At 68.1% G+C, this 11,824-nt stretch carries 9 protein-coding genes; 7 read left to right on the forward strand and 2 right to left on the reverse strand.

The annotated features are described in order from the left end of the window. Window positions 1–37: 37 nt before the first annotated feature. Window positions 38–1,171 (forward strand): aromatic ring-hydroxylating dioxygenase subunit alpha, encoded by a 1,134-nt coding sequence (locus QFZ67_RS34825; RefSeq protein WP_307665019.1) that lies wholly within the window; start codon window positions 38–40, stop codon window positions 1,169–1,171. A gap of 78 nt (window positions 1,172–1,249) precedes the next feature. On the opposite strand, the gene QFZ67_RS34830 is transcribed toward QFZ67_RS34825, so the two are convergent. Continuing rightward, window positions 1,250–2,047 (reverse strand): IclR family transcriptional regulator, encoded by a 798-nt coding sequence (locus QFZ67_RS34830; protein ID WP_307665020.1) that lies wholly within the window; start codon window positions 2,045–2,047, stop codon window positions 1,250–1,252. A 144-nt stretch (window positions 2,048–2,191) separates the two neighbouring features. Between QFZ67_RS34830 and betA the strand changes: the two genes are divergently transcribed. Both betA and QFZ67_RS34840 read left to right on the forward strand, forming a co-directional pair. After that, entirely contained in the window at window positions 2,192–3,850 is a 1,659-nt protein-coding gene (gene betA, locus QFZ67_RS34835) for a choline dehydrogenase (protein WP_307665021.1), read from the forward strand. After that, window positions 3,847–4,671, forward strand: a complete 825-nt coding sequence (locus tag QFZ67_RS34840) for a 5,10-methylenetetrahydrofolate reductase (RefSeq protein WP_307665022.1) — start codon at window positions 3,847–3,849, stop codon at window positions 4,669–4,671. The genes betA and QFZ67_RS34840 overlap by 4 nt, the downstream gene beginning before the upstream one ends. 222 nt (window positions 4,672–4,893) lie before the next feature. Here QFZ67_RS34840 and purU read toward each other — a convergent pair whose 3' ends face one another. Beyond that, entirely contained in the window at window positions 4,894–5,766 is an 873-nt protein-coding gene (purU, locus tag QFZ67_RS34845) for a formyltetrahydrofolate deformylase (RefSeq protein WP_307665023.1), read from the reverse strand. Window positions 5,767–5,985: 219 nt separating this feature from the next. On the opposite strand from purU, the gene QFZ67_RS34850 reads away from it, so the two are divergent. From QFZ67_RS34850 to QFZ67_RS34865, 4 genes are read left to right on the forward strand one after another with little or no spacing between them, the layout of a single operon-like run. Next, complete coding sequence (locus tag QFZ67_RS34850; RefSeq protein ID WP_307665024.1) at window positions 5,986–7,455, forward strand: aldehyde dehydrogenase family protein; 1,470 nt, start codon at window positions 5,986–5,988, stop codon at window positions 7,453–7,455. Between the two features lie 20 nt (window positions 7,456–7,475). Beyond that, window positions 7,476–8,564 (forward strand): glycine betaine/L-proline ABC transporter ATP-binding protein, encoded by a 1,089-nt coding sequence (locus QFZ67_RS34855; RefSeq protein ID WP_307665025.1) that lies wholly within the window; start codon window positions 7,476–7,478, stop codon window positions 8,562–8,564. Further along, window positions 8,564–10,555: a proline/glycine betaine ABC transporter permease gene (locus QFZ67_RS34860; protein WP_307665026.1), complete on the forward strand. Its 1,992-nt coding sequence runs from the start codon at window positions 8,564–8,566 to the stop codon at window positions 10,553–10,555. Before QFZ67_RS34855 ends, QFZ67_RS34860 begins: the two co-directional genes overlap by 1 nt. A gap of 48 nt (window positions 10,556–10,603) precedes the next feature. After that, window positions 10,604–11,602: an ABC transporter substrate-binding protein gene (locus tag QFZ67_RS34865; protein ID WP_307665027.1), complete on the forward strand. Its 999-nt coding sequence runs from the start codon at window positions 10,604–10,606 to the stop codon at window positions 11,600–11,602. The last annotated feature ends 222 nt before the right edge of the window (window positions 11,603–11,824 follow it).

An 11,824-nucleotide genomic window follows, 5' to 3' on the forward strand; every position in this document is an offset into this window, starting at 1 on the left:
CGACCGACCGACGACGTCACCCCGCGAGGAGTGCATTGTGACCTCGACCAGCCTGCCGGACAGCCTGATCGCCACGCTCCCCGGCTCCTATTACACCGATCCCGGGATCTTCGCGCAGGAGCAGGAGCGCATCTTCGAGGCGATGTGGTTCTGCGTCGCGCGCTCCTCCGACCTGGCCAGGCCCGGCGCCTTCCGGACCGTCGACGTGGGCCGCGAGAGCATCCTCGTCACCCGGGCCCGGGACAACTCCGTCCGAGCCTTCTTCAATGTCTGCCGGCACCGCGGCGCCAAGCTCTGCACGGAGGAGACCGGCGAGGTCAAGCGCGCCTTCCAGTGCCCGTACCACGCTTGGACGTACGACCTGACGGGCAAGCTCGTCGCGGCGCCCAACCTCACGAAGATGCCCGACGTCGGCCGTGTCGAGTACGGCCTGGCGAATGTGGCCTCTCGCGAATGGCTGGGCTATGTCTGGGTCTGTCTGGCGGAGAACCCGCCCTCCTTCGAGGAACAGGTCATCGGTGAGGTCGTCGCACGGCTCGGCGATGTGGAGTCGATCGAGCGCTACGACATGGAAAGCCTCGAAGTCGGCAGGCGGATCGTCTACGACGTGAAGGCGAACTGGAAGCTCATCATCGAGAACTTCATGGAGTGCTACCACTGCGCCACGATCCACCCGGAGCTCACGGAGGTTCTGCCGGAGTTCGCCGACGGCTATGCCGCGCAGTACTACGTCGGCCACGGCGCCGAATTCGGCGCGGAGATACAGGGCTTCACCGTGGACGGCTCCGAAGGCCTGGACCGCATCCCCGGGGTCTCCGAGGACCAGGACCGCCGCTACTACGCGATCACCGTCCCGCCGCAGGTGTTCATCAACCTCGTCCCCGACCACGTGATCTTCCACCGGATGTACCCGGTCGCCGTCGACCGCACGATCGTCGAGTGCGACTGGCTCTACCTCAAGGACGTGGTGGACAGCGGCAGGGATGTCACCCGGTCCGTGGAGCTCTTCGACCGGGTCAACCGGCAGGACTTCGACGCCTGCGAGCGCTGCCAGCCCGCGATGAGCTCCCGCCTGTACGCCAAGGGCGGGGTACTCGTACCCAGCGAGCACCACATCGGCGCGTTCCACGACTGGATCCACGAGCGCCTGGGCACCCGGCAGGCGGAGTAGTGCGGCAAGACCTGGGCCGCCGGGAATCCCCGCGGTGACCCACGTCCTACCTGCGGATCCGGCTCTACCGCGCCGGGGTCAGCCCAGGTAGCCCATTCGGTGACTGATCTCCTCGGCCCCCTTGATCAGCAGCGGGGCGACCTCGCGCATGCGCTCCTCGGTAAAGCGGTACGAGGGCCCTGACGCGCTGAGCGCCGCGATGACCTCTCCGTCCCGGGAGCGGACCGGCGCGGCCATGGCGTGCAGTCCGAGCTCCAGTTCCCCAAGGGTCCAGGAGTAGCCGTGTTCTCTGGCCTCGGCGAGGTTCTTCTCGAGCTTTGTCTTCGCGGTCACGGTGCGCGGGGTCATCTTCTTGAGGCCTGTCTGCGCCAGGAGCTCGGCACGCTCCTTGGCGGGCAGGTGGGCCAGCAGGATCTTGCCGCTGGAGGTGGCGTGCAGCGGGGTCAGCTGGCCGACCCAGTTGTGCGCCCCCACCGCCGCAGGGCCGCGCACCTGAAAGAGATTGATCGCGTAGTGCTCCTGCATGACGGCGACGTTCACGGTCTCGCCGATCTCCTCGGCGAGGCGCTCGCAGACCGGGCGGCCCTGCTGCGTGATGTCGATGCGGCCCGTGACCGCGCCGGCCAGGCGCACGATGCCGAAGCCGAGGCGGTACTTGCCGCGCTCGCCCGCCTGCTCCACCAGACCGCGCGCCTCAAGTGCGCCGAGCAGGCGGAATGCGGTGGATTTATGGACGTCGATCTCGGCTGCCACGTCACTGACGCCCGCTTCACCGTGTTGGGCAAGGATTTCCAGCACACTGATGGCACGGTCGACGGACTGGACTCCGCCGGGCTGCGATCCGGTCGTTTCGGTATCTGGACTGTAGTTGCTCACAACGAAACTATACGCGCAGTAAACAACAGCTGCGCAGAGGTACGCACGTCCCGGTAAGTTGCGTGGCTCGCAACCTGGTGCGTATAGCGCTACTCGTACTAGCATGCCGGGCGTATCGAACGGCGCGAGCGAGACGAGGCAGCCATGGCTCCCCTGCAGTACGACTTCGTCATCGTCGGCGGCGGATCGGCCGGCAGCGCACTGGCGAACCGGCTCTCCGCTGATCCGGGCAACCGCGTGCTGGTCCTGGAGGCCGGCCGGTCCGACTATCCGTGGGACGTGTTCATCCACATGCCGGCGGCGCTGACCTACCCCATCGGCAGCCGCTTCTACGACTGGAAGTACGAATCCGAGCCCGAGCCCAACATGGGCGGCCGGCGCGTCTACCACGCCCGTGGCAAGGTGCTCGGCGGCTCCAGCAGCATCAACGGCATGATCTTCCAGCGCGGCAACCCCATGGACTACGAGCGGTGGGCGGCCGACCCGGGCATGGAGACCTGGGACTACGCCCACTGCCTGCCGTACTTCCAGCGCATGGAGAACTGCCTGGCGGCCGACCCCGACGACGAGTTCCGCGGCCACGACGGCCCCCTCGTCCTCGAACGCGGCCCGGCCTCCAGCCCGCTCTTCCCCGCCTTCCTCGAGGCCGTCCAGGAAGCCGGCTACCCCCGCACCGACGACGTCAACGGCTACCGGCAGGAAGGCTTCGCCCCCTTCGACCGCAACGTCCACCGCGGACGCCGCCTGTCGGCATCGAAGGCCTACCTCAAGCCCGTGAAGAGGCGGCCGAATCTTGACGTCAAGACCCGTGCCCTGGTCACCCGCGTGCTCTTCGAGGGCAAGCGCGCCGTCGGCGTCGAGTACCGGCGCGGCCGCGGCAAGCCCCAGCAGGTCCGCGCCCGCGAGGTCATCCTCTGCGGCGGCGCGATCAACTCCCCGCAGCTGCTGCAGCTCTCCGGCGTCGGCAACGCCAAGGAGCTGAGCGCGCTCGGCATCGACGTCGTCCATGACCTCCCGGGCGTCGGCGAGAACATGCAGGATCACCTGGAGGTGTACGTCCAGTACGCCTGCAAGCAGCCGGTCTCCATGCAGCCGTACATGGCGAAGTGGCGCGCCCCGTTCATCGGCCTCCAGTGGCTCTTCCGCAAGGGCCCGGCCGCGACCAACCACTTCGAGGCCGGCGGCTTCGCCCGCAGCAACGAGGACGTGGACTACCCCAACCTGATGTTCCACTTCCTGCCCATCGCGGTCCGCTACGACGGCTCCTCGCCCTCGGGCGGGCACGGCTACCAGGTGCATGTCGGACCCATGTACTCCGACGCCCTCGGCTCCGTGAAGATCAAGAGCAAGGACCCGCGCGAGCACCCGGCCCTGCGCTTCAACTACCTGTCCACGGAACAGGACCGCCGCGAGTGGGTCGAGGCGATCCGGGTGACCCGCAAGCTCCTCAACCAGCCCGCGCTCGCCCCGTACAACGACGGAGAGATCTCACCCGGGCCGTCCGTGGAGAGCGACGAGGAGATCCTTGCCTGGGTCGCGAAGGAGGGCGAGACGGCTCTGCACCCGTCCTGCACCTGCAAGATGGGCACCGACGAGATGGCCGTGGTCGACCCGGAGAGCATGCGGGTGCGCGGCGTGGAGGGGCTGCGCGTCGTGGACGCCTCCGTGATGCCGTACGTCACCAACGGGAACATCTACGCACCCGTGATGATGATCGCGGAGAAGGCCGCCGACCTCATCCTCGGCAAGAAGCCGCTTCCGCCCTCCAAGGCCCGGTACTACCGGCACCGCGACCCACGGTGAGAACACTGCTGAAGAGCGTCCGCTACGAGGTCCTGCCGGCGAAGTCCACACAGGACAAGGTGCTCGCCCATGTGCCGCGCGACGTGGTGGTCACGGTCACCGCGTCGCCGGCCAAGGGTCTTGAGCCGACCCTTGACCTCGCCACCCGGCTGGCGGCGCACGGCTACCGCGTCGTGCCGCACGTGCCCGCGCGGCTGCTGCGGGACGGCACCCACGTGGCGGAGGTGGTCCACCGGCTGCGCGAGGCAGGCGTGGACGACGTCTTCGTACCTGCCGGGGACGCCGATCCGCCCGCAGGCCCGTACGAGGGCGCGCTGCCCGTGCTACGGCACCTCGCCGAGCTGGGCAGCCCCTTCGCCAGGGTCGGCATCACCGGCTACCCGGAGAGTCATCCGCTCATCGACGACGACGTGACCATCCAGGCGATGTGGGACAAGCACGCCCATGCGACGTACATAGTCAGCAACCTGTGCTTCGACTCGCGCGTGCTGGGGGAGTGGGTGACGCGGGTGCGGCGGCGCGATGTCACGCTCCCGGTGCACGTGGGCGTGGCCGGGCCCGTCGAGCGTACGAAGCTGCTGGCGATGGCGGCGAAGATCGGTGTGGGGGAGTCGGCGCGCTTCCTGGCCCGGCACGCCTCCTGGTTCGTGCGCTTCGCCGTGCCGGGCGGCTACGCGCCGGAGCGGCTGCTGCGGCGCAGTGCCCCCGTGCTGACCGCGCCTTCTGCGGGGGTGGCGGGCCTGCACCTGTTCACGTTCAACCAGATCGCCGAGACGGAGCGCTGGCGACAGGCCATGCTGGACCGCCTTGACGGTTGTTAGCCCCCGCCCCGCCGCTTCCCGCTGTATCGATTTGCGGCTCCGCCGCGTGGGGGGCAAGCCCCCAGACCCGCCCCCTACGCCCTGCGGGCGTGGGGGGACCCCCAGTACGCCCTTCGGGCGTTGTCCTCAAACGCCGGCAATCAAGCCTCGTGGGGGTCCCCCCGGACGAAGTCTGCGGGATTGAGGCGCGGGTGTCCGGGGGCGGAGCCCCCGGACACCGGCTCAGCGGAAAACCACCGTACGGTTCCCGTCGACCATGACGCGGCTCTCGCTGTGCCACTTCACCGCGTGCGCCAGCACCTGCGCCTCCACGTCCCGCCCCACCGTGACCAGCTCGTCCGGGTCGAGCGAGTGATCCACGCGGACCACGTCCTGCTCGATGATCTGCCCCTCGTCCAGGTCCGAGGTCACATAGTGCGCCGTGGCCCCTACGAGCTTCACGCCGCGGTCGTATGCCTGCCCGTACGGGCGTGCGCCCTTGAAGCTCGGCAGGAAGGAATGGTGGATGTTGATGGCCCGGCCCTCGAGCTGCTTGCACAGGTCGTCGGAGAGGATCTGCATGTAGCGGGCGAGCACCACCAGGTCGATGTCCAGTTCACGCACCAGCTCCAGAAGACGTGCCTCGGCGTCGGCCTTGGTGTCCCTGGTCACCGGGATGTGGTGGAAGGGGATGCCGTAGGTCCCGGCCAGCTCCTCGAACTCCTCGTGATTGGAGACGATGGCCGGGATTTCGATGTTGAGCGCGCCGGTGCGCCGGCGGAAGAGCAGGTCGTTCAGGCAGTGGCCGAATTTCGACACCATGATGAGCGTGCGGGTCGGGGTCGAGGCGTCCCGCAGGGTCCACGAGATCCGGTAGGCCTCGGCGACGGGGCCGAATCGGTCACGCAGGTGTTTCACGTCGGTGTCGGGGTCGGACACATCGAAGTGGACCCTCATGAAGAAGCGGTCCTGAAGCCGGTCGTCGAACTGCTGGCTCTCCAGGATGTTGCCGGAGTTCCTGACCAGGTAGCCGCTCACGGCGTGCACCAGTCCGGGCTGGTCCGGGCACGAGAGCGTGAGGACGTATTCGCGGCCAGGTTGCGGTCGAGGGGACATACATGGCCTCCGTTGGTGCGTATTGCACAACACGGTGAGTGATACGCAACATGGTCAGCCCCTCGTGGGCCGTGGTCAAGAGAGTCGGGACAACTGGGTCTCGGGGAGGAATCGGCCCGTCTCGTCCTCTTGACGCGGGTCACGCGTTCGGCCATGGTGTTCCACCACAAGCAATGCGGTGCATGATGCGCAACGAACTTCGGTCGAAGGGCTCCGCTCGTGGCAGATCTGTATCTGGACGGAGAATGGCGCAATCCGGTGGCCGGAGGCCTCCGGGAGATCCTCTGCCCCGCAGATGGCACGCTTGCGGCGGTCGTGTCCGAAGGGACGCGGGCCGACAGCGAGGCCGCGATCGCAGCGGCCCGCCGGGCTTTCGACGAAGGCCCCTGGCCGCGAACCCCCGAGCGGGAGCGCGGCGCGCTGCTGCTGCGCACCGCCGATCTGATCGAGCGCGACGCCAAGGAGTTCGCCCGCGCCGAATCGCTGGACACCGGTAAGCGGCTGGTGGAGAGCGAGTACGACATCGCCGATGTGGTCTCCTGCTTCCGCTACTACGGCGGGATCGCGGGCACCAGCTCCGGCCGGGTGGTCGACACCGGACGCGACGACGCCGTCAGCCGCGTCACATATGAACCGGTGGGCGTGTGCGGATTGATCACCCCGTGGAACTACCCGCTGCTCCAGGCGTCGTGGAAGGTCGCCCCCGCTCTTCTGGCCGGCAACACGATCGTCGTGAAGCCGAGCGAGCTCACCCCCTCCACAACCATCCTGCTGATGCGGGCACTTGACGAGGCCGGTCTCCCGGCCGGTGCCGCCAACCTCGTGCTGGGCTCCGGTCCCGAGGTGGGCGCACCGCTGTCCGAAGATCCTGCCGTCGACATGATCTCCTTCACCGGGGGCCTGGACACCGGCCGAAGGATCATGGCCACGGCCGCCGCGACCGTGAAGAAGGTCGCCCTCGAACTGGGCGGCAAGAACCCCAACGTCGTCTTCGCCGACGCCGATTTCGAGACCGCGGTGGACTTCGCTCTCACGGCCGTCTTCCTGCACTCCGGGCAGGTCTGCTCGGCCGGCGCCCGCCTGATCGTCGAGGACTCCCTCCACGACGCCTTCGTCGACGAGGTCGTGCGCCGCGCCGGGCGCATCCGTCTGGGCGGCCCCTTCGATCCCGAGGCCGATACGGGACCGCTGGTCTCCGCACAGCACCGGGAGAAGGTCGAGGCCTATGTCGCGGCGGGCCTGGCCGAGGGCGCCGTACTGCGCTGCGGCGGCACTCGCCCCGAGGACCCGGCGCTCGGGAACGGCTACTACTACCCGCCGACCGTGCTCGACGAATGCCGCCAGGACATGCGCGTGGTGCATGAGGAGTCCTTCGGACCCGTGCTGACCGTCGAGCGCTTCAGCGGCGAGGACGACGCCGTACGCATCGCCAATGACACCGAGTACGGACTCGCCGGAGCCGTATGGACGCAGGACGCCGGCAAGGCCCAGCGGGTCGCGCGACGGCTGCGCCACGGCACCGTGTGGATCAACGATTACCACCCCTATGTACCGCAGGCGGAATGGGGTGGCTTCGGGCACTCGGGCGTGGGCCGGGAACTGGGGCCGACGGGCCTGGACGAATACCGCGAGCCCAAGCACATCTGGCAGAACATCCAACCCCGGCCGCAGCACTGGTTCCGCGGCTGAACGCCGAAGAGAGGTCGATCGTGACCCCAACGCAGACTGAACTGCCGCAGCGGCGCGGCATGTCCAAGGACCAGGACCGGCCACCGGTCATCTCCGTGCGCGGGCTGTGGAAGGTGTTCGGACCCAAGGCCGACCAGGTGCCGGATTCCGAGGAGCTGTGCCGGCTCACGCGCCGCGAGCTCATGGACCGCACGGGATGCACGGCCGCCGTACGGGATGTGAACTTCGACGTGTCGCCCGGCGAGGTCTTCGTCGTGATGGGCCTGTCCGGCTCCGGCAAGTCCACATTGGTGCGATGTCTCACCCGGCTGATCGAACCCACCGCGGGCGAAGTCAACTTCGAGGGCGAGGACATCCGTGGCGCGGACGCCAAACGGCTGCGCGAGCTGCGGCGCCGCAAGTTCTCCATGGTCTTCCAGCACTTCGGGCTGCTGCCGCACCGCCGGGTCGTCGACAACGTCTCGTACGGCCTGGAGATACGCGGCATGGGCAAGGCCGAGCGCGCCAAGCGGGCCATGGAGGTCGTCGAACTGGTCGGCCTGGCCGGGTACGAGAACTCCTATCCCGACCAGCTCTCCGGCGGAATGCAGCAACGCGTCGGTCTCGCCCGGGCGCTCGCCGGCGACCCGGACGTGCTCTTCTTCGACGAGCCGTTCTCCGCGCTCGACCCGCTGATCCGCCGCGACATGCAGAACGAGGTCATCCGCCTGCACCACGAGGTCGGCAAGACCATGGTGTTCATCACCCACGACCTGTCCGAGGCGCTCAAGCTCGGCGATCGCATCCTCATCATGCGCGACGGCAAGATGGTCCAGTGCGGCACGGGTGACGAACTGGTCGGCGCTCCCGCCGACGACTATGTCCGCGAGTTCGTCAAGGACGTGTCCCGCGCCGAAGTCCTTACCCTGCGCTGGATCATGCGCGACCCAGAGCCCGGCGACGCCCTCGACGGCCCGGAGCTGGGCCCGGACGTCGTGGTGCGCGAGGCGACGCGGGCGGTGCTCGCCGCCGACAGGCCGGTCAAGGTCGTCGAGGGCGGGCGGCTGCTGGGCATCGTCGGCGACGAGGAGATCCTCGCGGTCGTCGCCGGGCAGGAAGGCGGCGCGTGATGGCTGTCGTCGTCAAAACAGCCGCGCCTGTCGCCTCCGTACGCCGAGTCAGCCGCCGCGTCGTGGTGGCCGCGATCGTGGTCGCCTGGCTGGTGCTGTTCGCCGCCCTGCGCGGGCGGCAGACCCTGGCGCTGGCGGCGGCCGACCTGACGGACCTGCACCGTTGGTTCAACTCGGTCAACGACAGCATCGGGGCGGACCGCAACAGCAACCCGCTCTTCCTCTACTTCTTCAACGAGATCCGGCTGGTCATCGACAGTCTCGTCACCTTCGTCCAGTCGCTGATCTCCCAGCCGCAGAGCGGGCGTCCGGTCCCCGTCATCGGCTGGCTGGGCGTCGTCGCCCTCGCCGGCTATGTCTCCTGGGCGTTCGGGAACATCCGCGTCGCGGCCCTGGCCGTGGCCGGGTTCGTCTTCTTCGGGCTGCAGGGGCTGTGGCAGGAAAGCATGGACACGCTGGCCCTGACCCTGTCGGCGGTCTTCGTCTCTCTGCTCATCGGGATCCCGCTCGGCATCTGGGCCGGGCTCTCCGACCGGGTGAACCGCGCCATCACGCCGTTCCTGGACTTCATGCAGACGATGCCGACCTTCGTCTATCTGGCCCCGCTCACCCTGTTCTTCCTCATCGGCCCGGCATCCGCCACGATCGCCACGCTCATCTACGCGGCGCCTCCCGCGATCCGCATCACCGCGCACGCCATCCGCTCGGTGCCCGCCACCACGGTCGAGGCCGCCGAGTCGCTGGGATCCACCCGGCAGCAGACGCTCACCAAGGTTCTGCTGCCCATGTCCAAGCGGACCGTCGTGATGGGCGTGAACCAGACCATCATGGCCGCGCTGTCCATGGTCACCATCGCCGCTCTGATCGACGCTCCCGGTCTGGGCAAGACCGTCGTCAAGGCGCTGCAGACCCTCGACGTCGGCGTCGCCTTCAACGCCGGCCTCGCCATCGTCGTCATGGCCATCGTGCTGGACCGGGTGACGACCGCGGCAGGTGACCGCGTAGAGGCCGCCAGGAAGCGTGGCGCCGGCCGCTTCACGAAGTGGCGCCGTCCTCTGCTGCTGGCCGGCGGCGCGGCGGCCGCGGTGTGCGTGTGGCTGTCCCACACCTATGTATGGGCAGCCCAGTTCCCCGGCGACGCCGGAGTCGGCGGCGCGATCGCGCGCACGGCGGACTCGGTCACGCTGTGGACGCAGGACACCTTCGGCGGACTGACCAACGGAACCAGGGACCTGATCACCACAGCGCTGCTCAACCCCTTCGAGACGCTGCTCACCGAGTCACCCTGGTGGCTGGTCGGCGTCGTCCTCGTCGCCGTCGGCTCAGTGCTCGGCGGGTGGCGCGCGGGTGTCACGGCGGCGGTCTGTGTGGCCCTGCTCGTCGGGACCGGGGTGTGGTCGGACAGCATGACGACGCTGGCCTCCACGGCGGTGGCCACCCTGATCGTCATGTTGCTCGGCGTCGTGGCCGGTGTCTGGATGGGTCGCAGTCCGCTGGTCGACCGGCTGATCAGACCCAGCCTCGACGCGGGCCAGACCATGCCCTCGTTCGTGTATCTGGTGCCGTTCCTGGCGCTGTTCGGTGCGACGCGCTTCACGGCGATCATCGCCGCGGTCGTCTTCGCGGCCCCCGTGACGATCAAGATCATCGCGGACGGTGTGCGAGCGGTGCCACAGACCACGGTGGAGGCCGCCACGGCAGCCGGCTCCAGCACCTGGCAGATCATCACCAAGGTCCAGCTCCCCATGTCACGCAGCGCCCTGACACTCGCGACCAACCAGGGACTGATCTACGTCCTGTCCATGGTGGTCGTGGGCGGTCTGGTCGGTGCGGGCGCCCTGGGCTACGACGTCGTAGCCGGTTTCTCCCAGGGCCAGTTGTACGGCAAGGGCCTCGCGGCAGGACTCGCCATCGTTCTGCTCGGGGTCATGTTCGACCGGATAACCCAGGCAGCGGCACGGCGCACGACGCGAACGCCCGGCGCCCGCTAAGCCGGCCACAACCCAGCGGCCACAGGAACGAAGCACAGGAGGCAGCACATGTCAGGGAACTTCATCACGCAGTCGCGGCCCGCGAGACGGCGGGCCGTGGCGGCCGGGCTGGCGCTGGGCCTGGCCGCGCTCACCGGTTGCGGCGGCGCCAAGGTCGGCGAGTCGGGATCGGACAAGGCGGGGGGCGACTCCGGCAAGTGCGGCACGTTCAACCTCGCGATCAACCCCTGGGTCGGATACGAGGCAAACGCGGCGGTCATCGCGTATGTCGCCGAGCAGGACCTCAAGTGTCAGGTCACCAAGAAGGACCTCAAGGAAGAGGTCGCCTGGCAGGGCTTCGGCACCGGCGAGGTGGACGCGGTCGTCGAGAACTGGGGCCACGACGACCTGAAGAAGAAGTACATCACCGACCAGAGGACCGCCATTCAGGCCGGTACGACCGGCAACAAGGGCGTCATCGGCTGGTTCGTGCCGCCGTGGCTGGCCAAGGAGCACCCGGACATCATCGACTGGAAGAACCTCAACAAGTACGCCGCCAACTTCAAGACGTCGGAGTCGGGCGCCAAGGGCCAGTTCCTCGACGGCGACCCGTCGTTCGTCACGAACGACGCCGCACTGGTGAAGAATCTCAAGCTTGACTACAAGGTTGTCTACGGCGGCAGCGAGGCTGCGCTCATCCAGGCGTTCCGACAGGCCGAGGCGAAGAAGACCTGGGTGATCGGGTACTTCTACGAGCCGCAGTGGTTCCTGTCGGAGGTCGACCTGGTGAAGGTGAATCTGCCGAAGTACGCGCCCGGCTGTGACGCCGATGCGGAGAAGATCGCCTGCGACTACCCCGAGTATCAGCTGGACAAGATCGTCAGCAGGAAGTTCGCCGAATCGGGCAGCCCTGCCTATGACCTCGTGAAGAACTTCACCTGGACCAACGACGACCAGAACCTCGTGGCGAAGTACATCGCCGAGGACAAGATGACGCCGGAGGCGGCGGCCAAGAAGTGGGTGGACGCCAACCGCGACAAGGTCGACGCCTGGCTCAAGAAGGGCTGATCCACCGGCTCGACACGAGCTGATCCACAAGCGGGACCGGGACGCACAGCCGTGCCCGGCGGGCTGCCGTGACAGCCCGCCGGGCACGGCTCTTTTTTGCCCCGGTTACGGCCGTGAAGGCCCCTTGACACCCACCCTCGGTGACCGGCATCGTGAGTTGCGCAACCTGAAGCATGTTGCGCTGACAGCAACTGGACTGCTTTAAAAGGCGGAGGTGCGGCG

The organism is Streptomyces sp. V1I1 (genome assembly GCF_030817355.1).
In the GTDB taxonomy this organism is placed as follows: Bacteria; Actinomycetota; Actinomycetes; order Streptomycetales; family Streptomycetaceae; genus Streptomyces.